At 66.4% G+C, this 24,502-nt stretch carries 22 protein-coding genes and 1 pseudogene; 9 read left to right on the top strand and 14 right to left on the bottom strand.

Annotation, left to right across the window (positions count from 1 at the left end):
• The first annotated feature begins 43 nt into the window (after positions 1-43).
• A complete protein-coding gene (locus tag M4J39_RS07115) occupies positions 44-1,900 on the top strand; it encodes an adenine deaminase (RefSeq protein ID WP_251727574.1) in 1,857 nt (618 codons plus the stop codon).
• Positions 1,901-1,903: 3 nt separating this feature from the next.
• Here the strand turns inward: M4J39_RS07115 and M4J39_RS07110 are convergent, their stop codons facing one another.
• Together M4J39_RS07110 and M4J39_RS07105 are read right to left on the bottom strand one after the other, a co-directional pair.
• Positions 1,904-2,827: a carbohydrate kinase family protein gene (locus tag M4J39_RS07110; RefSeq protein ID WP_251727128.1), complete on the bottom strand. Its 924-nt coding sequence runs from the start codon at positions 2,825-2,827 to the stop codon at positions 1,904-1,906.
• Positions 2,824-3,576, bottom strand: coding sequence for a GntR family transcriptional regulator (locus tag M4J39_RS07105; RefSeq protein ID WP_251727127.1), 753 nt, complete (start codon positions 3,574-3,576; stop codon positions 2,824-2,826). The genes M4J39_RS07110 and M4J39_RS07105 overlap by 4 nt, the downstream gene beginning before the upstream one ends.
• 145 nt (positions 3,577-3,721) lie before the next feature.
• Between M4J39_RS07105 and M4J39_RS07100 the strand changes: the two genes are divergently transcribed.
• Both M4J39_RS07100 and M4J39_RS07095 read left to right on the top strand, forming a co-directional pair.
• Positions 3,722-4,372 (top strand): phosphoribosylanthranilate isomerase, encoded by a 651-nt coding sequence (locus M4J39_RS07100; RefSeq protein WP_251727126.1) that lies wholly within the window; start codon positions 3,722-3,724, stop codon positions 4,370-4,372.
• A 25-nt stretch (positions 4,373-4,397) separates the two neighbouring features.
• Positions 4,398-5,369 carry a nucleoside hydrolase gene (locus M4J39_RS07095; RefSeq protein ID WP_251727125.1) on the top strand — a complete coding sequence of 324 codons (972 nt, stop codon included), beginning with the start codon at positions 4,398-4,400 and terminating at the stop codon, positions 5,367-5,369.
• 222 nt (positions 5,370-5,591) lie between these two features.
• On the opposite strand, the gene M4J39_RS07090 is transcribed toward M4J39_RS07095, so the two are convergent.
• Entirely contained in the window at positions 5,592-6,614 is a 1,023-nt protein-coding gene (locus M4J39_RS07090; RefSeq protein WP_251727124.1) for a LacI family DNA-binding transcriptional regulator, read from the bottom strand.
• Between the two features lie 181 nt (positions 6,615-6,795).
• On the opposite strand from M4J39_RS07090, the gene M4J39_RS07085 reads away from it, so the two are divergent.
• From M4J39_RS07085 to M4J39_RS07065, 5 genes are read left to right on the top strand one after another with little or no spacing between them, the layout of a single operon-like run.
• Complete coding sequence (locus M4J39_RS07085) at positions 6,796-7,908, top strand: BMP family ABC transporter substrate-binding protein (RefSeq protein WP_251727123.1); 1,113 nt, start codon at positions 6,796-6,798, stop codon at positions 7,906-7,908.
• Positions 7,905-9,464, top strand: a complete 1,560-nt coding sequence (locus M4J39_RS07080) for an ABC transporter ATP-binding protein (RefSeq protein WP_251727122.1) — start codon at positions 7,905-7,907, stop codon at positions 9,462-9,464. The genes M4J39_RS07085 and M4J39_RS07080 overlap by 4 nt, the downstream gene beginning before the upstream one ends.
• A complete protein-coding gene (locus M4J39_RS07075; protein WP_251727121.1) occupies positions 9,461-10,528 on the top strand; it encodes an ABC transporter permease in 1,068 nt (355 codons plus the stop codon). The genes M4J39_RS07080 and M4J39_RS07075 overlap by 4 nt, the downstream gene beginning before the upstream one ends.
• Positions 10,525-11,445, top strand: a complete 921-nt coding sequence (locus tag M4J39_RS07070; protein WP_251727120.1) for an ABC transporter permease — start codon at positions 10,525-10,527, stop codon at positions 11,443-11,445. The genes M4J39_RS07075 and M4J39_RS07070 overlap by 4 nt, the downstream gene beginning before the upstream one ends.
• A gap of 26 nt (positions 11,446-11,471) precedes the next feature.
• Positions 11,472-12,863, top strand: coding sequence for an ADP-ribosylglycohydrolase family protein (locus M4J39_RS07065; protein ID WP_251727119.1), 1,392 nt, complete (start codon positions 11,472-11,474; stop codon positions 12,861-12,863).
• 58 nt (positions 12,864-12,921) lie between these two features.
• Here the strand turns inward: M4J39_RS07065 and M4J39_RS07060 are convergent, their stop codons facing one another.
• From M4J39_RS07060 to M4J39_RS07020, 9 genes are all read right to left on the bottom strand, one after another.
• Positions 12,922-13,728, bottom strand: coding sequence for a creatininase family protein (locus M4J39_RS07060; RefSeq protein ID WP_251727118.1), 807 nt, complete (start codon positions 13,726-13,728; stop codon positions 12,922-12,924).
• Between the two features lie 2 nt (positions 13,729-13,730).
• A complete protein-coding gene (locus M4J39_RS07055) occupies positions 13,731-14,768 on the bottom strand; it encodes an ADP-ribosylglycohydrolase family protein (RefSeq protein WP_251727117.1) in 1,038 nt (345 codons plus the stop codon).
• Entirely contained in the window at positions 14,765-15,715 is a 951-nt protein-coding gene (locus tag M4J39_RS07050; RefSeq protein ID WP_251727116.1) for a carbohydrate kinase family protein, read from the bottom strand. The genes M4J39_RS07055 and M4J39_RS07050 overlap by 4 nt, the downstream gene beginning before the upstream one ends.
• The gene (locus tag M4J39_RS07045; RefSeq protein ID WP_251727115.1) at positions 15,712-16,797 is read right to left on the bottom strand and encodes an ABC transporter ATP-binding protein; all 1,086 of its coding nucleotides are present in this window, start codon (positions 16,795-16,797) and stop codon (positions 15,712-15,714) included. Before M4J39_RS07045 ends, M4J39_RS07050 begins: the two co-directional genes overlap by 4 nt.
• Positions 16,797-17,612, bottom strand: coding sequence for a nucleoside phosphorylase (locus tag M4J39_RS07040; RefSeq protein ID WP_251727114.1), 816 nt, complete (start codon positions 17,610-17,612; stop codon positions 16,797-16,799). Before M4J39_RS07040 ends, M4J39_RS07045 begins: the two co-directional genes overlap by 1 nt.
• Before the next feature lie 7 nt (positions 17,613-17,619).
• On the bottom strand, positions 17,620-18,432 hold the full coding sequence (locus M4J39_RS07035; RefSeq protein ID WP_251727113.1) for an ABC transporter permease: 813 nt from the start codon (positions 18,430-18,432) through the stop codon (positions 17,620-17,622).
• Positions 18,429-19,268 carry an ABC transporter permease gene (locus M4J39_RS07030; RefSeq protein WP_251727112.1) on the bottom strand — a complete coding sequence of 280 codons (840 nt, stop codon included), beginning with the start codon at positions 19,266-19,268 and terminating at the stop codon, positions 18,429-18,431. The genes M4J39_RS07035 and M4J39_RS07030 overlap by 4 nt, the downstream gene beginning before the upstream one ends.
• A 145-nt stretch (positions 19,269-19,413) precedes the next feature.
• A complete protein-coding gene (locus M4J39_RS07025; protein WP_251727111.1) occupies positions 19,414-20,457 on the bottom strand; it encodes an extracellular solute-binding protein in 1,044 nt (347 codons plus the stop codon).
• A gap of 90 nt (positions 20,458-20,547) precedes the next feature.
• Complete coding sequence (locus tag M4J39_RS07020) at positions 20,548-21,531, bottom strand: LysR family transcriptional regulator (protein ID WP_251727110.1); 984 nt, start codon at positions 21,529-21,531, stop codon at positions 20,548-20,550.
• A gap of 112 nt (positions 21,532-21,643) precedes the next feature.
• Between M4J39_RS07020 and M4J39_RS07015 the strand changes: the two genes are divergently transcribed.
• The gene (locus M4J39_RS07015) at positions 21,644-23,194 is read left to right on the top strand and encodes an amidohydrolase family protein (RefSeq protein ID WP_251727109.1); all 1,551 of its coding nucleotides are present in this window, start codon (positions 21,644-21,646) and stop codon (positions 23,192-23,194) included.
• Positions 23,195-23,321: 127 nt separating this feature from the next.
• Here the strand turns inward: M4J39_RS07015 and M4J39_RS07010 are convergent, their stop codons facing one another.
• Positions 23,322-23,549 (bottom strand): antibiotic biosynthesis monooxygenase, encoded by a 228-nt coding sequence (locus tag M4J39_RS07010; protein ID WP_251727573.1) that lies wholly within the window; start codon positions 23,547-23,549, stop codon positions 23,322-23,324.
• An 89-nt stretch (positions 23,550-23,638) separates the two neighbouring features.
• Positions 23,639-24,460 (bottom strand): annotated as a pseudogene (locus tag M4J39_RS07005) (AraC family transcriptional regulator); the annotation flags it as partial.
• Positions 24,461-24,502 lie beyond the last annotated feature (42 nt).

The raw sequence follows: 24,502 nt of genomic DNA, 5'->3' as shown, positions 1-24,502 counted from the left end.
CTGACCGAGAACCCGAAAGGAACAAGCTGACGTGACCGATGCCATGCCCGCCGATCTCATCATCGACGCCGCCGACGAGGTGGCAATCCGCCAGCGCCTGACGCTGGTCGCCCTCGGCAAGCGCCCGGCCGACCGCGCCATCCGTGTCGGCCGGCTGCTCGACGTCTGTGGCCGGGAGTGGCTCGACGACCAGGAGATTGTCGTCTCGGGCCGGCGGATCGCCTGGGTGGGGCCGGCGGGTGCCTATCCCGGCGAGGTGGCCGAGCGCGTCGATCGATCGCATCTGTCCGCCGTGCCCGGCTTCGGCGAAGTGCACAAGCATATCGAATCGAGCCACCTGACGCCGGAGTGGGAGGCGGCGCTGGTGTTGTCGCGCGGCTGCACCTGGACCTGCGAGGCCAGCCACGAGTTCTCCAACGTCGACGGCGCCAATAACATCGAATTCTGGCTGGCGGCACGCCGGGCCGGCATCCCGGCCAAGATCTTTCCCTTGCCCGGTTCGGCCGTTCCCCCGACCGCCTATGAATGGGGCGGCGGTCACTATGGCTATGACGAGCAACGCGGCTTTCTGAAGGAACACCTCAACGCCGTCGGTCTCGACGAGGTCATGGACTGGCCCGCCGTCTGGAATCCCGACAATCCGTCGCACGACCGTCTCTGGGGGATGATCCGCGCGACCTTCGAGCAGCGTGGCGTCGTCGAGGGACACGCCGCCGGCATGAAGGCGATCGACGATCTCAATGCGTTCGCCGCTGCCGGAATGGCCTCCGATCACGAGGCCTGGACGACCGCCGAGGTCCGAGAGCGGCTTCGGCGTGGTCTCTTCGTCGAGCTGCGCCCGCATTCCCTGCCGGAAATCCTGAAGGGGTTGATCGAGGGCGGCTTGCAGGACTGGTCGCAGTTCGCCCTTTGCACCGACGACCGTTCCTGTTCCGACACGTTGCGGCTCGGCGGCACCGACCACAACGTTCGGCTGGCCATTGAGGCCGGCCTGCCGCCGGAGATCGCCCTGCAGATGGTGACGATCAATCCGGCGCGGCACATGCGTCTGACATCCTGGGTCGGGTCGGTCGCCCCAGGGCGCTATGCCGACCTTGTGCTTCTCGACGACGTCGCCCGGCTGTCGATCGCCGAGGTCTGGGCCGATGGCGGGCAGGTTTCCGAGGGGAGGCGCTACACCGGGCCGCTGCCGCGGATCGACTGGCCGGAGTGGGCGCAACGGACCGTCAATATCGGGCGCGAGATGACCGTCGCCGACTTCGCGATTCCCGCCGAGGCAGGCCGGACGACCATGAACGCCGCCATCCTCCGCCCCTTCCACTGGGCCGATGACTTCATAACCATGGAGCTGCCGGTAAAAGACGGCGAGGTACAGCGTGACGAAAGCCGCAACGTCACCAAGTTCGCCATCGTCGACCGCTTCTCCGGCGAGGGACGGACGTCGAAAATGTTCTGGCTCGGCACCGGCCCGCGCACCCCGGACACGGCGCTCGCCTGCTCTATGGGCCACGACAAGCACAACATCTGGGTGGTCGGTTCGTCCGACGCGGCAATGGCCTTGGCCGTCAACGCCATCCGGGCCAATCAGGGCGGCTGGGCGCTGGTTCGCGAGGGCAGGGTGGCTGCCACCGTGCGCTACGAGATCGGCGGCCTGATGACCTGCCGTCCCGCGGAAGAGCTCGACGCCGAGATGCAGGCGCTCTATGCCGAGGGCGCGAGGATCGACTGGATGTATGAGCCCACCTATTCGCCGCGCTGGTGGGCCGGTTTTCCCGAACGACTGGCCTTTGCAACGCTGACCTGCGCCCCCTGGCGCTGGGTGTTGGTCGCACCCTCTCCGTTGGCGCCGGACGGCTTCGTCAACGTGTCCACCGGCGAGACGCACAGGCTGGTGTGGTGAGGCTCAGCCGAGCGTGGCCTCGACGGCCGGGCGATCCGGAAAGCCACTGCGTGCGCCGACGGCCAATACGGCGAGGCTTGCCGCCGCGCAGCCGAACCTCAGGGCGGTGGCGGTGGACTGCCCGGCCAGCGTGGCCGCCAGAAAGGCGCCGTTGAAGCAGTCTCCCGCGCCGGTGGCGTCGACGAGCCTTGCCGGAAAGGCGGGCTGCCGCCAGGCTCCGTTACGCGCAACGGCCAACGCGCCTTTCTCCGCCAACGTGACGACTGCGACGCGCGGGCCGCGTTCCACCAGCGACCGAACGCCGTCCTCGTCGATGTCGCCTGCCTGCGTCGCCCGGAACCCGCCCTCGTTCATGAACACGATGTCGCTCAACGAAAGCAGCGCCTCCAGCCGCCCGATATCGGGGGCGACCGCCGCTTCGATGTCGATGGCGACTTCGGCGCCGCTCTCGTGAGCGATGGCCGCGAGGCGACGAAACTCCTCGAGGTCGTAGGGCATGGCGTAGACGACGCGGCTCAGGCGTGCCGCCTCGGCAAACCTCGACTCGTCGAGCGGGTCGGCCGGCATCGGCGCGTAGATCAGCGCCTTTTCGCCGGAGGCGTCGACCATGATCATCGCAGCGGCCGAGGGATGGTCGACCGCCGCCACGTAGCGGTTCGAGACGCCGAAAAGGTCGTTGTCTCGCAGAAGCATTGCGCCGGCCGGATCGAACCCGACACGCCCGTAGCTGGCGACGCGAGCACCGAGACGGCTGGCCGCGCAGGCGACGTTGGCAACGGTACCGCCGGGGAAGATGCCGAGATCGCGGCCGAGCACCTTCTGGTCGGGGCCGGGAATGGCCGCCGTTTCGAATACATGGTCGACGTTGGGATCACCATAGGCAAGCAGATCGAACGGTCTGTTGTCGCTTCCGGAGAGTATGGTCATGGTCTCGTCGGTCCCGAACGGTTGATGCGGGCCGTATAGCGATAGGACGAGACGTAACGCATCTCGCAATACTCGAACGGCTGGCGGCGCTCCGACAGGGTGATGCGCTCGCAAAGGAGAAGCGGCGCACCGACCGCAATGTCGAGCAGCGCAGCATCGTCGGCATTGGCGGCGATCGAGCCGACGCTTTCGAGCCCCTCGGTGGCATGGATGGAGAAGCGCTCGCCGATCAACGCATAGAGCGAACCGGCGACCCGCAGGTCGTCGGCCGGGAACGAGCCCGGCAGGGCCAGAAAACTCTCCTGCGTGCCGATGCGTCGGCCGTTCAGCGTGCGAATGCGTTTGACCCGAGTTATCGGGCGGCGCGGTTCGATCTTCAATACCCCGGCTATGGCGACGCTGGCCGGCATCTCGTCGACCGCAAGAATGATCTGGCCGGGCTCGTCGCCACGCCGCCTCGCATCGCTGGTAAAACCGTCGAGTACGCGCGCCATCTCGCGAACGGCGGGAGGGGCGACGAACGTGCCGCGCCCTTGCTCGCTGTAGACGACGCCTTCCCTTTCCAGCAGCCGCAGCGCTTTGCGCACGGTCTCGCGGCTCATTCCCAGGCTGATGGCGAGCTCTCGTTCCGAGGCGAGCATGCTGTTGGCTTCGAAAACGCCGTTGTCGATGTCGCGGCGCAGCCGTTCCGCCAGGCGCCCGTAGAGCGTCTCGCCACCCTTTTGCTCCTGCACCTCGCCCCCGGACATGCGCCGCCCCCATCCATCGACTGTCGTGCCTGCTGGTACGGTCCTTTCCAAGAGAATGCACAAGGAAATGACATCCTGCAATCGAAATGCGGTTGACTGGTACGTACCGCCTGGTTTTCTCTGGCGACAACGCGAGGACCACACCGTGCCCCAGCTGCCCTCCTTCATTGCCTTCACCGGGGTCGACCTCGGAACCGTCATCGATGACCTGAAAGCCCTGTCGGCCCGCTACCCGATCGAGTGGGGCATCCTTGTCGATGCCGCGCAGGAGATCTTGCCGCTGTTCCCCGACGCGGCGACCCGTCACGCCCTGCTGACGGCCGGAGGGCTGCGCTTTGCGGCGCATGTCTGCGGCGACGAGGCCCGGCGCATAGCCAACGCACCGGAGACGGCCTCGCTTGACCTCAGCGGCTTTTCCCGCCTTCAGGTCAACCATTCGTTCGAAGGCAGCAACCCGGCGCAGGTTGAGAACACCGTCCGCTTCGGCCGGGGACGCGGGCTTCGGGCCATGCTCCAGTGCAAGGGGGCGTTTCCGGCGGACGCCCGCCTCGACTGGCTGTTCGACACGTCTTTCGGCCGTGGCGCCGCGCCCGGCCGGTGGCCAAAGCTGCCCGACAGCGGTCCGTTCTGCGGCTTTTCCGGCGGCATCAATCCCGGCAACGTCGAAGACGTCCTGAATGCCATTGATGCCGACGAGGGCGCCCTCTACTGGATCGACATGGAATCGGGGGTTCGGACCGACGGCTGGTTCGACCTCAACAAATGCGAGGCCGTCTGCAAGGCCGTGTTTGGCTGACGGGAAGGGTCGGAAGGAAATGGACATGAACGCCACGGAAAAGTCGCTCGTCATCTTCGATACCGATCCGGGGATTGACGACGCGATGGCGCTATTGTTCCTTAAGGCGCAGCCAAGCCTGGACCTCGTGGCCGTCACCACCGTGTTCGGCAACGCCGAAACGGATGTAACCACCCGCAACGCCCTCTACCTGACGCAACGCTTCGGCATCGACGTGCCGGTTTACGCGGGGGCGACAAAACCACTCGCCATCAAGCGCCATCCGGCGCCGACATTCGTCCACGGTCACGATGGTCTCGGCGACGCCGGCGTGATCGATGGCTTCGCCGCCCGGCCGGCCGAAGGTGAAGCGGCCGATCGGATCATAGAGATCGTTCGCGCCAATCCGGGCAAGGTGACAATTCTCGCGGTCGCTCCGCTGACCAATCTGGCGCTGGCGCTGCAGCGCGATCCCGGCATCGCCGGGCTGGTCAAGGACGTGGTGATCATGGGCGGCGCCTTCGCCTGGGGCGGCAAGCGCGGCAACGTCACGCCCGTCGCCGAGGCCAACATCCACAACGACCCGCACGCCGCCGACATCGTCTTCACCGCCGAATGGCCGATCGCGGCCATCGGCCTCGACGTCACGAGCCATTGCGTCGCTTCCACGGCGGACGCCGCCGAGCTTGCCGAGAGCGGTTCGGCCGGCCGGTTTCTTTGGGATATTTCGCGCGGCTACGAAGCGCTCTACCTGCGCTCGCAGCAGGTGAACGGCTGCTGTCTGCACGACGTCGCGGCGGCGGCCTATCTGGTCGCTCCACACCTCTTCACCATGCGCTCCGGCGCGGTGCGCGTGGTGACCGAAGGCATCGCCGTCGGCCAGTCGATCCAGAAGCTCGACGGCCACGTCTTCGGACCCAACGCCTGGGAAGGTCATCCCTCCAAGCTGGTGGCCGCCGATGCCGACCATGCCGGCATCGTCCGTGTCTACAAGGATGCCATCGGTTCACTGGGCTGATCGCCCCTATTCACATCGCGGCCGGGGAGCGAGAGAGTTGACGTATGTCGATCGCCGAGGTGGTGAAGCGCTTCCCGATCTTGCGACAGCGATTGACGTTGTCTCTTGTGGCTAGTCCGGTTTGAAGTTCGTTCTGGCCCATCCCATCGCTCGAGGCGCATCAGAGAGCTGGATCATCGCAATGTTGCCGTCCGGCAATTCCGGCAGGCGCAACCCTCGATCTCAGGCGGAACGAGATTCCTCGCCTTTCGCCTGCGTTTGGGTCGAACCGCGCTCGACGAGGGAGACCGGCAGGGTGATGTTGGAGATCTCGGCATCCGGCGCGTCAAGACGGCGGACCAGAAGGTCGACGGCGTCGCGGCCCAACTGGCCGAGCGGCTGCCGTACGGTCGTCAGGTTGAGAAGCGGCCAACCCGACCATTGCATATCGTCGAAGCCCATGACCGACATGTCTTCCGGCACTCGAATGCGCATTTGTCGCAGGGCGCTGAGCGCGGTCATGGCGATCAGGTCGTTGACGCAGACGACCAGCGACACGTCGCGCCTGCCCAGGGCGTCGAAGGCGTCCGATGGAAGGCTCGGAACCAGGGGAACCTCGATATCCCAAACGATGTCGAGGCGGCCCTGTGCCGCCTCGATGAATCCCTCGTGCCGCTCGCGGCTGCTGTAGAGGCTTTGCAGACCGGAGAGCAGTCCGATGCGGCGGTGGCCGAGGCCTATGGCATAGTCGGCCAGCAAGCGCCCGCCACCGCGATGGTCGGCATAGACGGAATCCATCCCGTCCATCGGCTGGTCGATGACGACCAGGGGCAAGGCCCGGCGGTCCGATGCGGCTCGTGGCGAAGCAAGAACGGCAATGGCGCCATCGACGCCGTGGTCGGCCAGCATGCGGATCGCCTCGGCTTCCCGGGTGGCGGTCTGCAGCCCGGAATCGATAACGAAGGTGGCAAAGCCATGCTCCTCGGCGCGCTGCTGCACCGCCTGGGCGATTTCCGGGAACACCGGGCTGAGCAGCGAGGGCATGATGCAACCGATGACGTTGTTGCGTCCGGTCTTGAGCGCGCGCGCCGCTCGATTGCGGCTGTAGCCGAGCTCGCGCGCCACCCGGCGCACATGCGCATCGACCTCCGGCGTCACCTTGTTGAGGTTGTTGAGAACATAGGAAACCGTCGCTTGCGACACGCCTGCCGCCTTCGCCACGTCCTTGATCGTTGGAGTTCTCTCGCCGGACTTTTCCGCCGCCATTGCGCCACTCAGAAGCTACCCAATTTGGTTTAATCGTGTAAATCCAGCCTTGACAAGATCGTCGAGATTAAGAACTCTTCATTTACACGTTTAAATGAGGCGCTTCACTGGCGGCCCGGCAACGGCACGACGGTTCGTCAGCGTGAGGGGATACGCGTGTCGTCAACAAGAAGGGGAAATCATGATCCGTTTCGAGACGAGGCGATCCGCCTTGCGCGCCGGTCTGGCGCTCGCCGCAGCCGGCTTTCTGAGCGTCGTCACCGTCGCCGAGGCCTCGGCTGCCGACAAGATTCTGCTCATCATCAACGGGGCGCTCGGCGACAAGTCGTTCTTTGATTCCGCCAACCATGGCATCGAGCTGATCAAGGCCAAGTATGCCGACAAGGTCGAAACCCGGGTTCTCGAAATCGGCGACGACGCGACCAAGTGGGAGCCGGCGCTGCTCGACGCCTCCGAGCAGGACTGGAACCTGATCATCCTCGGAACCTATTCGATCTCGGAAACGCTGGCCGAGGTTGCCAAGCAGTATCCGGACAAGAAGTACATCCTGTTCGATGCCTCGGTTCCCTATGAGGATGGCGGCTACGACAACGTCTATTCGATCTCCTACAAGCAGAACGAGGGTTCGTATCTCGGCGGTGTTTACAATGCCGAGCTGTTGAAGTCCGGGAAACTCAAGGGCGACATCGGTTCTTCGCTGGGCTTCCTTGGTGGCATGGACATCCCGGTCATCAACGATTTCCTGGTTGGCTACATCGCCGGCGCCAAGTCGGTGACGCCGGACATCAAGGTGGCCGTCTCCTACGTCGGCTCGTTCACTGACGCCGCCAAGGGCAAGGAACTCGGTCTGGCTCAATATCGCGCCGGCGTCGGCATCGGCTTCACCGCCGCCTCCCAGGCCGGTCTGGGGCAGCTGTCGGCCGCCAAGGAAACCGGCAGGTATGTGCTCGGCGTCGATTCCGACCAGGAAGCTATCTTTGCCGCCAGTGATCCGGCCATCGCCTCTCAGGTGGTCAGCTCGGTGTTGAAGAACGTCGATGTCAGCCTGTTGCAGGCCTACGACAAGTATGTTGCGGGCGAACTGAAGTTCGGGTCCGTCGAAAACCTCGGTCTGGCGGAAGGCGCCGTCGGTCTGGTGGAAAGCGGCAACTACGAGAAGCTTGCCACGCCGGAGCTTCTTGCGGCCATCAAGACGGCAAAGGAAAAGATCGCCAGTGGCGAGATTGAAGTGCCAAGCGCCTTCGGCATGTCCAGCGACGATCTCAACGCCCTGCGCAACTCCGTGAAGCCATGACGGATCGACGCGACGATGGGGAGCGAGCCGCCGGGCCTGCGCCCGTCGTCGCGTTCGACCATATCTCAAAGACCTACGCCAACGGCACCGTGGCGCTCCGCGACGTGTCGTTCTCGATTCCCGCGCGGACCATTCATGCCATCTGCGGCGAGAACGGCGCCGGCAAGTCGACGCTGATGAAGATCCTGTTCGGCCTCGAAGGGCCGACGGCCGGGCAGGTCTTGCTCGATGGCCAGCCGGTATCGACCGCAACGCGCGATTTTGCCGGGCGCCACGGCATCGGCATGGTGCATCAGCACTTCTCGCTCATCCCGACCTTGTCGGTGACCGAGAACATCATCCTCGGTCACGAGCCCAAGAAGGGCGTCCTGATCGATCGCGCCGCCGCGCGCGCCAAAGTCGAGGCACTGTCGCAAAGATATGGCCTCGCCGTCGACCCCGACGCCATCACCGGGCGGCTGCCGGTTGCCGCCCAGCAGAAGGTGGAGATTCTGAAGGCGCTGTCGCGCGACACCCGGGTTCTCATCCTCGATGAGCCGACGGCCGTTCTGTCTCCTCCCGAGATCAACGAGCTGTTCAGCAGGCTGCGGGACCTCAGGGACCACGGCATCACCATCCTGTTCATTTCGCACAAGCTCAACGAGGTGCGCAGCCTTGCCGAGTCGGTGACGGTCCTGCGGGCCGGCCAGGTGGCCGGCGCCGCCCGCCTCGCCGACGTGCCCGACAACATGATCATGCAGATGGTGATGGGGCGCCCGGTGGAGATCACCCGTCGAGAGCCGCGCCAGGTAACCGGCGAGCCGTTGCTCGTCATGTCCGGCGTGAGCCTCGCCTCGCGCGACCCGGCCGACCGTTTGCGAGACATCGACCTCGTCATTCATCCCGGCGAGATTGTCGGCGTCGCCGGTGTCGACGGCAGCGGCCAGCGCGGGCTGGTGTCGCTGGTCACCGGGGCCGCTCGACCGGGGGCGGGCTCGATAAGCTTCGACGGCGAGGACATGGCCGCCGCGTCGACCGAACGCTGGCGGGCTCGCGGCATGGCGCATCTCCCCTCCGACCGCTTTACCCAAGGCGGCGTGCCGGCCTTGACGCTGATCGAGAACGCCATCGCCGGCACCGACGGCGACCGGCGCTTCCAGCGCGGTCCCTTTCTTCGCGGCGGGGCCATCTCCGAGGCCGTCGCGGGCATGGTCGAAGACTACTCGGTTCGGGCCCTGTCGATCGGAGAAAGGCTCGACTCGCTGTCGGGCGGCAACGTGCAGAAGCTGATCGCCGCGCGCGAGCTGGCGACCGAGCCGCGTTTCCTGATCGCCGACCAGCCGACGCGCGGTATCGATGTCGCCGCCGCCGCCTTCATCCACAAACGCATCGTCGACGCTGCCGAACGCGGCGCCGCGGTGCTGCTCGTCACGGCCGATCTCGACGAACTCCTGCGGTTGTCCGATCGGGTCGTGGTGATGTTCGGCGGCCAGATCACCGCCGTGCTCGCTAACGAAGCGCACCTGACGCCGGAACGGCTCGGTCCCTTTATGCTCGGCCTGGAGGATATGCCATGAACCGAGCCTTCCTGGCCGGCCTCGTCCGACTGGCGATAACGCTGGCGGTCATTGGCGCGGTGCTCCTGGCGGTCCTGATTCCTTTCGCCTTGCCGCACGAACATCCCGGCACGGTGATCGCAGCCTTCCTGCTCGGGCCGCTGTCGAGTCTCCGGCATCTTGGCAACGTCGCCGAGTATGCGACGCCCATTGCGTTCACCGGCCTTGCCGCCACGGTGGTGTTCCGCTCCGGTCTGTTCAATCTCGGCATCGAGAGCGGCGTCTTTCTGGGCGGCCTCGCCGCCACCACGGCGGCGCTGTTGCTGCTGTCCTTCGGACCGTTCACGCCGTTTGTTGCCATCGTCGTCGGCGCCGTCGTCGGCAGCATATCCTGCATCGTGCCCGGCGAACTTCGACTCCGCTGGGAAGCGCCGGAAATGGTGACTTCGCTGGTGCTCAACTTCGCCATCCTTTACGCTGGCGTGTTCTTCCTCAACTACTACCTGCGCGATCCGGCCGCCGGCTCGCTGATGTCCTATCGCATCCCGGCCGACGCCAAGCTTGACCGCCTCCTGGCTGGAACGCGCCTCAACTCGGGTGCCATCGTGGCGTTGGTCGCCTGCCTCGCGGGTGGCGTCTGGCTCTATTTCACGCGCTCCGGTCTCAACCTGCGGATCGTCGGGCAAGGGCCGGTCTTCGCCTCTCATCTCGGCCTGCCGTCCCGGCGGATCATCATGCAGGCGCAGATCGTCGGAGGCATGATTGCCGGCATGGCCGGTGCCATCCAGGTTCTGGGGCTCTATCCGCGCTTTTCGTGGACCCAGTTGCCCGGTCTCGGCTGGACGGGCATCATCATCGCCATCCTGGCTCGGGAAAATCCCTTCTATGTTGTACCTGCCGCCCTGTTCCTCGGCTATCTGCAGGTCGGCGGCGACTTTCTGGCCCGCGATATCGGCATCCCGAGCGAAGTGGTCGGCCTGATCACGGCCGCCATCATGCTCGCCGTCACGGCGACCGCCATTTTCCAGCATCCCGCCGTGCTGCGGCTGATCCGTCGGATACGGCAGGTGGAGGCCGCGCGATGACCGGTCTTCTCAACATCGTCGCCGATCCCGCGACCTTCGCAACGGTGCTGCGCGTCATGACGCCGCTGCTGATCGCGGCGCTCGGCATCCTGATCTCCGATCGCGCCGGGGTGTTCAACCTCGGCATGGAGGGCATGATGCTGACCGGCGCGCTTGTCGGCGTTCTGGTCAGTGCCTGGACCGGCAGCGCATGGCTCGGCCTGCTGGCCGCGGTCGTCGCCGGGGGACTGATGGGCGCGCTGATGGCATTCGCCGTGAATACCCTTGGCGCCAATCTGATCATCACCGGCATCGCGTTGAACCTCGCGGCCTCCTCGGGGACGACGCTCGGCCTGTTCTTCGCCACCGGCGACAAGGGCATGTCCGGCGCCCTCAAGAGCGGCGTCATGCCCTCCATCGACCTGGCTGTCCTTGGGAGCATCCCGGTCATCGGGCCATTTGTGTCGGGGCACAATGTGCTCACCTACGGCGCCCTGCTGGCCGTGCCGCTGGTCAGCCTGATGATGGCGAGAACGGCGTTCGGCCTGCGTATTCGAGCCGTCGGCGTCGATCCGAAGGCGGCGGCCACCGTCGGCATTTCCGTGAAGCTCATTCAGCTCAAGGCTCTCATCCTGTCGGGCGTGCTCGGCGGCATGGCCGGCGCCTATCTCTCCATGGGCTACGTCTCCTGGTTCGCCCAGGACATGACGGCCGGACGCGGCTTCATCGCCATCGCCATTGAGGTTATGGGCATGGGCACGGCCTGGGGCACGCTCGCCGCCACCGTCGTCATCGCCATCGCCGAGACGCTGGCCATCACCATGCAGACGCTCGGGCTGCCGAACGAACTGATGCAGATGATCCCCTATGTGGTTCCGATCGTCATTCTGACCATCTGGACCGCCCGCGGCCGCGCCAAGCGGGCCGCCCTCAAGTAATCCACCAAGAACCAATGGGAAATGCCATGAAAGCCTGGGAAGTGACGCGCGATCTCCTGCGACAGACGATGCCGGTCGTCCGCAGCAAGGAGGAACAGACCTGGGATGCCAGCGCTGCCATGGCCGGACAGGACTTCCTGCTTTCCCTGTTCTGGAAGAGCAACGTACCGGGTTCGGCCGCGCCAGAGAACCTGATGGCGGCGGCGCTGCAGTCGCTGGAGAACAAGGGCTACGTTCTGGCTCCCTATTCTGAGCTTCTCAGCGAAGGGCTTGCGGCGCTCGCCGCCAGCGACTTCGAACGCCTCTACACCATCGACATGCGCCTGCGCGTGCTGATGCGGGCGGCACGGCCGGATCCCGACCATCCGTCGCAGAAAACGGTCCGGCACGCCTCATGGTCCGAGTTCGAACGCACCGTCGCTTGGCCGGCCGATATCGAACCGGCCTACGACGACGCCGAGCTTCGTGACCGCTTGGCCGCCGGCTGGCTCGGCCAACTGGTCGGGGCTGCTGCCGGTACGGCTCTCGAAGGCTATTCGGCCGAGAACCTGCTGAAGGTGTTCGGGCCGATCCGCTCCTATGTCCGCGAGCCCAATACCTACAACGACGACATCACCTTCGAGATCGCATTCCTCGAAGCCTATGGCGCCGAAGGGCCTGCCGTCACCGGCGCCGACATTTGCGAGCGCTGGACCAGCCTGATTCCGACGGCTTGGTCGGCTGAGGCGATCGCGTTGGCCAGCATGCGCCGGGGGCTTTTGCCGCCGGAGACGGCGACGACCGACAACCCGTTTGACGAGTGGATCGGCGCCCAGATGCGCGGCATCATTTGCGGCATGGTCGTGCCCGGCCGGGCGCGCGAGGCCGCGCGCCTTGCCTGGACGGACGCGGAAGTCTCGCATGTCGGCAACGGCATCCTCGGCGAGGTGTTCAACGCCGTGCTCGCCGCGCGTGCCTTTGTCGAGCCGGACGTCCGCTCGGTGCTGACATCGACCATCGCTCTGTTCAGCACCGACACCGAGTATGGCGCCGTGCTCGACTTTGCTTTGAAGGCTTGCGAGGCAGCGTCCGACTGGCGCGATGCCTGGGCCGTCTGCGATGCCCGCTATGTCGAGTACAACTGGATTCACGCCTACCCGAACGCCGCCGCCGAGGTGATCGCCCTTTATTTCGGGGAAGGGAACTTCGACCTCACCCTGGAGATCGTCTGCGGCATCGGTCACGACGTCGACTGCAATGCGGCGCAGATCCTCGGCGTGTTGGCCATCGCCAAGGGGAGGGCGGTGATCGCGGATCGTTGGTCGGCCCCACTCCTGGCCGACGATATCGTCACCTACATGCGGCGGCCGGCCAAGATATCGTTCGATGCGCTGGTCGACCAGACGCTCGACGCCGTCGTCAAGTGGCGGCGGCCGTAGTCGGCGTCTCCGCCAATGGCGGCACGAGAACGCGGGGCTGTTCTGTCGCCTTGTCGCGTCACGCGCTGGCATATCGGGTCACGAAATCGTCGGCCTTGCCGAGGTCGCTGACCAGTTCGACGAGCCGTGATGCCACGTGGTCGAGCAGGAGGCGGCCGTTCTCGGCCGTCGCGGCGGCGGCGTTGCCGGTCACGCCGGAGCGCTGCAGATCCTGCGCCTTCCAGCCGAAGCCGCCGAGGCGTCCATTGCCGGGATTGGCCGAGAACTGCCGCGCCACCGCCTCGATGTCGTGGGTCGATGGCCGGAAGTCGGCAATCTCGTCGAGGCGGACCAGTCCCGGATGAAGGTGCAGCATCAGGCTGGTCTCGATCGCGCCGCCGTGCATTCCATAGGCGATCTCCTCGTCGCTGAACATGCCGACGGGATAGCCGGCGTCGAACCACGCGGCATAGGCGACGAACAGGCCGAGGCGGACGCGCAGGTCGAGCGCCACGTGGGCGAGGAAGCCGCTCTGGCCGCCATGGCTGTTGAAGATCAGGAAGCGTTTCACGCCGGCGCGCGCGGCGCAGGCGATGATATCGGTCCAGGTCTCGATCAGCCGGCCGGGCGACAGCGCCAAGCTGCCCGCGAAGTCCAGATGCTCGGCCGAAGCACCGACCGTCTGTTCGGGCAGGATCACCGCCGGCACGTCATCGGGCAGCAGTTCGAGAAAGCGGGCGATCATGCCGCGATTGATGAAGGCGTCGGTGCCGAGCGGCAGGTGCGGCCCGTGCTGCTCGACGGCGGCGACCGGCAGGACCGCGACGGTGCCCTCCTGAAGCGTGGCGGCGTCGCGGGTGGTGAGGTCGATCCAGTGACGGCGCATGGTCAGGCGGTCTCCCCAATGGCGGTGGCGAACTCTGCTGCAAAGGCTGCGAGATCGAGACCGTTCTGGCGTTCGATCTCGACGAGTATGTCGGCCGGCCAGCTATCGCTCGGTTCGTAGGCGGCGGCGATGGCGCCGGCGATCATGGCGATGGTATCGCTGTCGTTGCCGCCGTTGACAGCGCCAAGGATCGCCTGCCAGGCGTTGCCCTCCGCTGCGATGACGAGCCCGATGGCGTGTGGTACCGCCTCGGCCATGGCGACGCCGTTGCCGACCACCTCGGTCAGCTCGGCCGCCGTGGTATGCACGTCGCCGCGATGATCTCGACCGATCTCCGCCGCCATGCCGATGCGACGGATCACGCCTGCGCCGCCGACGACCCGTCCCCAGGTGGTGGCTTCCGCTTCGCCGACCCTGGCTCCGGTGATGGCAGCCGCTTCGAGCTCAGCCAGGGAAGCGCCGCCCAGCCCGGTGGCAATGGCTGCGGCAACGGCGCCGGCCCCGCCGCAGGCGATCTGAGTGTTGTGCGTCGGGGCCGACAGGAGAGCGGCGAGCCGTGCCGCTTCCGCCGGATGGCCGGGTCGGGCACAGCCGGCGGCCGGCGCGCGCATCGCTCCGCCATTCGACGTGCCGAACATGCAGGAATAGAGGGCCGGACTGGCGACGGCGGCCGGATCGACGCCGGCCTTCAGTTGTTCGACGGCAATGCGGGTGGTTGGTCCGGCGAAGCGGGCGAACACATCGGCGTCCTCGGCCCAGTCCAACATGCCGCCGACGGCATCGTCCAGCGACGGGCGGCCGCCGGCACGGACGATCCGCCTGGCCATGGCCAGCATCTGCGTGGCGTCGTCGGTCAGCCGTCCCGGCGTCAGACCGGCGGCAAAGGGTGCCTTGGGCGGTGAGGGCAGCAGGCGGTCGACGCGCCCGCCGAACACGGCGACGATGTCGGCGGGATGCATTGCCTCCGTGGCGGCGCCCAGGGCGTCGCCGATGCAGGCGGCGGCAAAGACGCGGCGGATGGCCTCGGGAAGTGGGGTCACGGTAGAATTCCTGCGCTGAGATCGTGAATGTCGATGGTACTTGCTGCGGCCTCGACCTCGGTCCAACGGTCGCCGTTGCCGGCAAGATAGAGGCCGGCGGCGGCGACGCCGGTCGCCAGCGCCCGCTGGAACGAGGCGCCGTGGGAGAGTGCATTGGCAAGACCGGCCATGAAGCGATCGCCGGCGCCGGTGGTGTTCCTGGGTGTCACCGGCAGGGCGGCGATCCGGAAGAGATCATCGCCGTCGCGGGCCAAGAGACCGGCGGCTCCGAGCGTCACGCAAACGCGGCCACCGGCCGGCTTAAGAGCTCGGGCGAGCATTGCCGCCGCCCCGTCGTCGGGCTGAAGGCCACGTTCGTCGGCGAAGGCCTTCAACACCTGGGCATTGGTGACGGCGACGTCGGCGGCGGCTGCTGCGCGCCGTGCCGCGGCCCACCCCCAGCGGCCGATTTCCGGCCATTCGAGGTCGACGAAGGCCAGCGCTCCCGCCGCGCGGGCACAGCTCAAAGCGTCGACGGCGGCATGATCATGGTAGAGGTTGGCAAGTACGGCGTCGCCGGCGACCGGCCGCAAACCGACGCCGATGCGGGCGAGGACCGCCTCGTCGACCGGATCGATCAGGATCGCCCGTTCTCCACTGTCATCGACGACGATGGTACAGGACGAGGTCTCGAGATCCGGCAGCCGTTCGACGGAATCGGTGCCGACGCCGGCCTCGCTGAGGCGGTCGAGCAGGCGCTGGCCAACGGCGTCGTCGCCGATCACCGAGGCCACGGTCACCCGCTCGGACCAGCCGGCCAGCGCGTGGGCGACATTGCGCGCCGGGCCGCCGGCCGCGTCATGCCGGGCCTTCACGAAGGCCTTGTCGTCCGGACCGGGAAGTCGGTCGACCTGGATCACCCGGTCGAGGACCACCGGACCGATGCAATGGAACTCGGGGCGTCTCATCGGTCGTCTATCCTCAGGCCGGTGTTGACGTCGAACAGCATCACGTCGTCGGAGCGCGGACGGAGGCCGACCACTTCGCCCGGGTTCGGCACAGAGCCGGCGTGGGCGACGGCGATGCGTTGGCCGTGAATGGCGAAATGCAGAAGCCGGCCACCGCCGAGATACTCCGACGAGGTGAGCTCGGCCACGAAGGCGCCCGGCGCATCGGGGGCGACGAGGTCGATGCGCTCGGCTCGGACTCCCAGCGTCACCTCGAGGTTGCGAATGCCGTCAAGGCGGTCGGCCAGCGTCGTCTCCGGCGTCCAGGCGGTGTCGCCGATGCGCCAGCCGCCGCTGAGGTGGCGTCGTGCCGTGATCAGGCTGGCGGGCGGACTGCCGACGAAGGTCCCGATGAAAGCATTGGCCGGCCGCTCGTAGATGTCTTCTGGGCTACCCCATTGCTCGATGGCGCCGTCATGCATCACCGCCACCCGGTCGGCCATGCTCATCGCCTCTTCCTGATCGTGGGTGACCATGACGGTGGTGGTGCCGGCGCGGTCGTGTAACTCTCGCAGGTCGACTCGCACGCTTTTGCGCAGGATGGCGTCGAGGTTGCTGAGCGGCTCGTCGAGCAGCAGCAGGCGGGGCCGGATGGCCAGGGCGCGAGCGATGGCGACGCGCTGCTGCTGGCCGCCGGAGAGCTGGTGCGGCATGCGATCACCGAGATTGTCGAGCTTGACGAGGTCGAGGGCCTCTTGTACCCGCGCCTCCGCTTCGGCCCGGCCCATGTGCCTCATGTCGAGGCCGAAGCGGACGTTCTCGGCCACCGAAAGATGGGGAAACAGGGCGTAGCTTTGAAAGACGACGCCGATGTCGCGCCGGAAGGCGGGTACGCCGGCCAGCCACTCGCCGGCGAGACGGATGCGGCCGGCCGTTTCGGTTTCCAGGCCGGAGATGATCTTGAGAAGGGTCGACTTGCCGCAGCCGGACGGGCCGAGCAGTGCCACGAAGTCGCCCTTGCCTATGGTGAGCGAAATGCCCTTCAGTACCTCGGTGTCGCCGAAACGCTTGGCGACCTCGTCGATGTGGAGATAGTCCTTCATCATCCCTCCTCGGCGAGACGGGCAAGCGCCCCGAGTCCGACCAGGATGGCATTGCGCTGGCCGGAGCCGGAGCGATGCGGCTCGCCGGTCACCACGTTGTCGCCGACCGAGGAGACGGCGCCGCCGCGCCGGCCATAGAGACTCGACAGCGTCAGGATGGCCGCCGCCTCGCGATCGGTGTTGAGGATGCCGGCTCGGCGCCAGTAATCGATGATCTGCTTGTGCTCGTCCTGGAGGTAGCCGCCGGGGCCGGGCTTGCCCCAGCCGCAATACTCGCTGTCGCCGGAGCGGGTGATGCCGACGTGGAAGGGGTGGCCGATCGCCTCGGCCTCGCTCGCCATGGCGGCGACCACGCGCCAGTCGGCGACCGCCGGATATTCGGCGCGGACGTGCGCCTTGGTCATGCCCTCGTCGCGCACGGCGCCCGAGGAGACGACGATGTCGCCGACACGAACCTTCTCGCCCCAGGCGCCACAGCCGCCGATGCGGATCACCGTGTCGCAGTCGGTGTAGTTGAAGAGATCCATCAGCGCGAGCTCGGCCTCCGGCGATCCGGAGCCGCCGAGAACCACCGAGATCGGCACGCCCCGAAAGCGGCCGGTGAAGGTGGTGAAGAGGCCGGTGCGCGCCACCTCCCTCGCGTCGTCGAGTTCGGCGACGATCTGGTCCTCGCCGGCGCCTTCGCCCACCACCAGCGGATCGCGTACGGCGAGCACGACCTTGCGGGCCACGGTGTCGCGGCGGAAGCCGGTCAGCGAGGGAATGCCGTCGCGTTCGAACTTGGGCATGCGGTCGAGATAGGGATAGTCGGTCATGCTGCACTCACACTTGTCGCGACCATTTCATGGTCAGTTCGCCCACCACGGCGGCGAACAGGATGATGGCGATGATGCCGGCACCGATGGCGAGGGTGGTGGGATCGACGCCCTGGCCCCGCAGCTGCGAATAGAGGCGGACCGGGAAGGTCATCCAGCGACCGCCGGCGATCAGCGCCGAGACGATCACGTCGTTGAAGGAAACCAGGAGCGAGAACGCCGCCGAGGTCAGGAGCCCGGGCAAGGCGAGCGGCACGATCACCCGTCGCGCCACGTCGAACGGCCGGGCGCCGAGGCTGATGGCGGCCGCCTCCAGCGCCGGATCGATGCGGTCGAAGGTGGCGTGCATGATGCGGACGACGTAGGGCAGCGTGATCACCGTGTGGGCCAGCACGAGGCCGGTCAGCGTGCCGGTGAGGCCGAGCGCGGCGTATATCTGCATCAGAGCCACGGCCCAGACGATCAGTGGCAGCACCAAGGGCGCCAGCAGCACGGCCTCGATGATCCGGACGCCGCGCGGCCGGTAGCGCACCAGCCCGTAGGCGGCGAGCGAGCCGGCAACCACGGCCATGCAGGCGGAGAGAACGGCGACCAGCGCGGAGATGCTGAGCGCACTCCGATACTCCCGGCTCGTGGCTGCCGCCTCGTACCACCTAAAGGACAGCTGTTGCGGCGGGAAGCGGAAGAAGTTGCCGTTGTCGAAAGAGGCCAGGATCAGAACGGCGATCGGTGCCAGCAGCAGGATGTAGGCGAGCGTCACCCAGACGAGATGGCCGGCGCGGACCAGGGCGGCGCCGGTGTGGGGAGATCTGGCGGTCATGGGCGGACCTCCCGGCGGCGAGCCAGGCGGCTGCCGATGCTGACGGCGGCCTGCAGCAGGCCTATCATGACGAGCGCCAGCACGGCGAGCGCCGAAGCGAAGGGCCAGTCGAGCACCTGTCCGGCCTGCTGGTAGGCGACAGTGCCGAAAGTGGCGATATGGCCTTGTCCGAGAATCTGCGGCGTGACGAAGGAGGTGAAGGCGGCGCAGAACACCAGCACCGCGCCGGCGACGATCCCGGGCATGGCAAGCGGCAGGATCACCCGTCGCCAGACGGCGAGCGCCGGGGCGCCGAGGGAAGCGGCCGCCTGTTCGAGGTCGAGCGGGAGGCGGGCGAAGGTGTTGACCAGCGGCAGTACCATCAGCGGCAGGAAGGACTGGACGAGACCGATCAGGATGCCGGTGGGCGTGCCGAGAAGCTTGACGGTGGGCAGGCCGAGAAGGCGGGCGGCACCGTTGACGACGCCGAGCGGCCCCATCAGGTGCAGCATGCCGAGCGACGGCAGCAGCGCGCCCGAGACCAGGGGCACCAGCATCAGCGCCAGCAGGATACCCTTCATGCGGCCGGCTCGCGTCACCAGGAACCGGGCCACCGGCAGCGCGATCAGCAGTGAGATCAACGTGGTGCCGACGCTATAGAGCAGCGTGCGCAGAAGCACCTCGAGAAAGAAGGGATCGGCAAACAGCCGTCGGTAGTTGGAGAGCGAGACGCCGTCGGACAGCAGCAACGATCCCTCCGCCTGCACGCGAAGGGACGTACCGGCCAGCCAGACGAAGGGCGCCAGGAACACCAGGGCCGAAAGGGTGAAAGCCGGGAGGAGAAACGGAAGCGGCATCGGCGGTGCGGGCCTTTGGGGGCGGGAAAGGCCGGCGCGCGAAGGGGAGTTGTCGCGCGCCGGAAGTGTCTCGGCCGGGCAACTTTCGACGACGGCGCGAGCAGGGGAGACGCGCGATGGGGTCGTGGTGTCGCCGAAAAAGCGCTTACTGGCCGAGGATTTCCTTGTTCCAGCGTTGGGTCCAGTCGGCCCGCTGGGAGATGACGTAGGGCCAGTCGAGCTGGAGCAGGGCCTTCACCTCGTCGGGCGTGTCGATCACGTCAGCCGAAACCTCCGGCGGCAGGGTGACGTTCTTGTTGGTCGGGCCGAAGTAGAGCTGTTCGGCATAGTCCGTCTGGTTTTTCACGCCGAGGGCCAGCGCCGCGAACTTCTTGGCCAGCTCCGGCTCGGGCGAGTTCTTGACGAGGCAGAGCATGTCGCGCACCAGCACCGGGCCGGGTTCCTTCGGGAAGGAGAAGCCGATGTCGGGATGCGTCTTGAGGGCCGAGAGAACGTAGCCGGAGATCATCGGCGCCATGGCAACCTCGCCGGCATCCATCATGGCGAAGATCTCGTCGAGGCTGGTGTAGGTCATTGCGATCGGCGTCAGCTCCTTGAGCTTGCCGAAGGCGGCATCGGGATCGTGCTCGTCCTTGCCGGCCAGGCGGGCGGCCACGCCGAGAACACCGTCCCCTTCCGAGCCCGGATAGCTCGACAGGGCGATCTTGCCCTTGAACTCCGGCTTCCACATGTCGGCCCATTCCGGCGGCGTCGACACCAGCTTCTTGTTGTAGGCGATGCCGAGGCCGACCAGCGACATGGCATAGCAGCCGTTGTTCATTCCGTCCCAGACGTCCTTGAAGTAGGGCGCGTTCGGGTCCGGGGCCTCGACCATGCCGTCCTTCAGCGCTTGCGGCGCCTCGTAAATGTTGACGAAGGCGATATCCATGGTCGGATTGGCCTTCTCGGCGTAGATGCGGGCCATGCGGTCGCCGGAGCCGCCGAGCACGAACTCGACCTTGGCGCCGGTCTCGTTTTCCAGCGGTTCGGCGGCGTTCTGGCGCAACAGGCGCTCGATGTCGCCGCCCCAGGTGCCGACCACCAGGGTCTTGCCCTTGAAATCCTGAGCGAGGGCGGGGAGGCCCGCCGTCACGAGCATGGTGGCCGCGAGACAGGCTGCGGCGGCCCTCGAAAGTCTGTTGTCCGACATGTTGGTTGTTCCCCGATGTTTGGCTTGGACGGGGACCGATTGAAGCGGATTTCCCGGCTGGAGAAAGGCCTGCGCAGCTAATAATGATTATCAGGTGAGCAATATGGAGAGCGCCTCTTTTTTCGGCGACTGTATGGCTTGGTGTTCGGCGAGGTCCTGCGAGACGCGCCGGACCAGCGATCTGAGCCAGCGGTTGAAGGGCGAATGATGGGCGCGCTCATGCCAGAGCAGGTAGAATTTCATCAGGCCGAGTTCCGGGGGCGCTCCCACCAGCGCGAAAGGCATGTTGGCGGCCATCTCGGTGGCGAACGGGCGGCTGGAGGTGAACACCAGCCCGCTGGATGCCGCCAGCACCCAGGGCACCAGCGTGAACTCGGGCACGGTCATCGAGATGTGGCGCTTGCGGTCGAGCTGGGCGAGACGCCCGTCGACCGGGCTGATGGCGGCCGACGCGGTCGGTGTCGGCGACAGGTGCTCCAGCGACAGATACTCGTCGAGGCTGAGGCTGTCGCGCCCCGCCAGCGGATGGTCGCGACGCATCACCAGCACCATGTCGGCATCGAGCAGCGGCGCAATCCTCAGATTGTCGCGCGGCGCCGGCCAGTTGCCGATGGTGAGATCGATGGTGCCCGCCTCCATTTCCTCGAAAATGTCGCGTTCGTCGGAAACGGCGCTGAAGTCCACCTGCATGGCCGGGGCTTCGCGGCGCAAGGCACCGGCGATGCGCGGCAGGAAGAAGGTGCCGAGGCAGTTGGCCGCCTGGATGCGCAGGCTGCGCAGATCGGTGGCCGGATCGAATGTCTCGGCATTGAGCACCATGCCGTCGATTTCGGCAATGACGTCGGCGATGCGGCGGCCGATCTCCGCCCCGCGTTCGGTTGGCACCAGATGGGCGCCGGACCGGACCAGAAGCGGATCGCCCAGGATTTCCCGCAGACGCTTGAGTGCCAGGCTGATCGCTGGCTGGCTTTGACCAAGCCGCACCGCCGTTCGCGAAACGGAGCATTCCTCGATCAGAATCAGGAAGATGCGCATCAGGCGCACATCAAGTCCGTGTTCGATCGGGCGAAGCATCGTCTCCCCACATCCTAGATTTGCAATGTAACCACCGCATGGCGCGGTGAAGCAACCAAAGCAGATTTCGTGCCGAAGTCCGGCGCTCTCTTGCCTCGACGAGGAAACAGACATGGCCCTTCTGATCCGAAACGGACGCATTTTTTCCAACGATAGCGCCGGAACCGAGTTCGACCGCGGCGACATCTTGGTGATCGGCGACCGTATCGCCGCCATCGGCGCCGACCTGTCGGCCGAGGCCGCCGCGCATGCCGACATCGAGATCATCGATGCCGGGCGTTCATTGGTCCTGCCGGGTTTCATCGACGCGCACATGCACTCGAACGAAGGCTTCGAGATGGGGCGCTACGACAACCTGCCGCTGGAGATTTGGCTGTCGGAGGTCTACCCGCCGTTCGGAGCGCCGACGCTCACTTGGCGCGATCACTACCTGCGCGCCATGCTGGTCGGAATCGTGTCGATCCGGTCCGGCGTGACGGCGCTGCAGGACGACGTGATCAACATGGCTTTCACGCCCGATGCGGTCGATGCGACGGCGACCGCCTATCGCGATCTCGGCCTCAAGGGCTGGATCACCGCTTCGATGTGGGATGAGGGCTTCCTGGAGAGCCTGCCGCCATTCACCGCCGGCCTGATGAACGCCGACTTGCGCGATCGCCTTAGCAAGCTGACGACGCCCGGCCGGGCCGAGCAGATCGCTCTCTTTCACGACCTCAGCCGACGCTGGCACGACAAGGATGGCATGCGCATCATCCTTGGACCTTGCGGGCCGCAACGCTGCTCGCCGGACCTGCTCGAAGAGGTTGGCGAGCTGTCACGCACGCTCGATCTGCCCATCCACTGCCACGTGCTCGAAACCAAGACGCAGGCTGTGACCGGCGAAACCAAGTACGGCATGACACTGCCGGCTTTCCTCGACAAGGTCGGCTGTATGACCCATCGCCTGACGATGAACCATGCCATCTGGCTGACCGATGCCGACATTGACATGATGGGATCGGCCGGTGCATCGACCACCCATAACCCGCTCGCCAATCTGAAGCTCGGCTCCGGCGTGTCGCCGATCCGCAAGCTGAAACAGGCGGGCGTCAACGTCGCCCTCGGATGTGACGGCGTCGCCTCGGCCGACAGTGCCGACATTTTCCAGGCCATCAAGGTCGCGGCCGGACTGCACAAGATCGGCAGCCACGACTTCCTGAGCTGGGTATCGGCGCACGAAGTCTACGAGATGGCGACCCGTGCCGCCGCCCGCTCGAGCCTGATGGAGCACGAGGTGGGATCGCTCGAAGTCGGCAAGAAGGCCGACATCATTTTGCTCGATCGCTATGACTGGGGCTTCCTGCCGCTGCACGATTTCCGCAACCAGATCGCCTTCTCGGTCAACTCGGAGGCGGTGAAGACGGTGATCACCGACGGTCGCGTCGTGATGGCCGATCGCCGGTTGACCCGCGTCGACGAGACGGCGATCCGCGAGGAAATCTCCGAGGCGGCCGAACGCTTCCGGCGCGACTGCTGTCCGACCATGAGCGCCGGCGCCGCCACCGTACGCCCGGCGCTTGAGGCCATGCATTACAAGGCAACGGCTATGAGCGTGCCGGCCGGCCACCTTCCGCTGCGGATGCCGCCCATCGCCGCAAAGGCCGGCAGCTTTCCGGCTGGCTGATGTTTCCGTAGCCGAAAACGGGGAGGTTTCCGTGTCGCTGGTCTCCAGCCAACGCAAACTCCAGCGCGGTCCGCGTGGGTCGACACGCGCCCGATAGGTGTGCGGACCTTGGTTCGGTCCCATCGGTTCAATTGAGATCGTGCCTTTCCTCCGGCACCTCGTAGGTTTGAAGGTCGCCTTTCATCCGCGCACTCCAATCTGTCAGGAACGCCAGTGTCTCCGCCCTCGCAAGATGGGCGGTTAGCGCTTCCTGATCCCGCCAACGCTCGGCCACCAGGAAGCGTCCCGTTGGCCTGTCGTCCAGGGCGATGCCATAGAACAGGCATCCTTCCTCGGCCTTCGTACTGAGACTGATCGCCCGAACGGCGCGGACGAGCGCGCGCGCCGGCGGGGCGTGTGGCCGGTGACGCGCTTGTAGGCGGTGCTGAAGGCGCTTTCCGATTCATAGCCGAGCGAGTGGGCGACGGCTCCGATGGGGTCGCCGCGCGACAGGCTTCGTCCGGCGAGCAGCATGCGCCAGCGGGTGAGATATTCGATGGGGCCTTCGCCGACCAATTGCTTGAACCGCGCCGCGAAACTGGATCGCGACATGCTGACGTCGGCGGCAAGTCGCTCCACCGTCCAGCGCCGTGCCGGTTCCCGATGGATCGCGGCAATCGCCGCCCCGACCCGCCTGTCGGAGAGCGCGGACAACCAGCCGACATCCTTGCCGTCGCCGAGGTGAAGGCGCAACGCCTGGACAAGGATCATGTGGGCCAGGTGCTGTGCGATCAGGACGCTTCCCGGTTGGGCGACATCGAGTTCCTGCCGCATCCGATCAAAGGCCCAGCGCAGCGTTGCCCGATCGGCCTCGCTTTTCAGATGGACGAGCGGCGGCAGCAGCCCGAGCAACATCTCCGCGTGCGGCCCGGCGAACCGGAAATGGCTGCCGAGCACCGTCACCCCGCCGCCACCGTTCAACTTGACGACCGTGCCTTCGGGCGAGCCGGTGAAATAAGGCCGGTAATCCTCGGCCGGCAGGCTCGGATCGCTGGCAACCTGGAACGGCCTGCCGCGCGGCAGCAGGAAGCAGTCGCCCTCCTCAAGAGGCACAGGCGGGCCTGCGCCTTCGACCGTGATCCAGCAGTTGCCAGCGGTCAGGGCGTAGCACTTGATCGCCTCGTCATAGGCCCCGAAACGGATCGACCAATCGCCGCCCGCCTCGAAGCCGCCGACGCGGTAGCTTCTCGGCTCCAGCAGCGCGAGGACATCGGATAGTGGATCCATGCCTGGACGATCTCCAATGAGAATTGGATGTTCGCGCATGGA

Source organism: Pleomorphomonas sp. NRK KF1 (assembly GCF_023721755.1).
In the GTDB taxonomy this organism is placed as follows: Bacteria; Pseudomonadota; Alphaproteobacteria; order Rhizobiales; family Pleomorphomonadaceae; genus Pleomorphomonas.
Note: the sequence above shows the minus strand (reverse complement) of the source record. Positions and strands in the feature narration are given on the sequence as shown.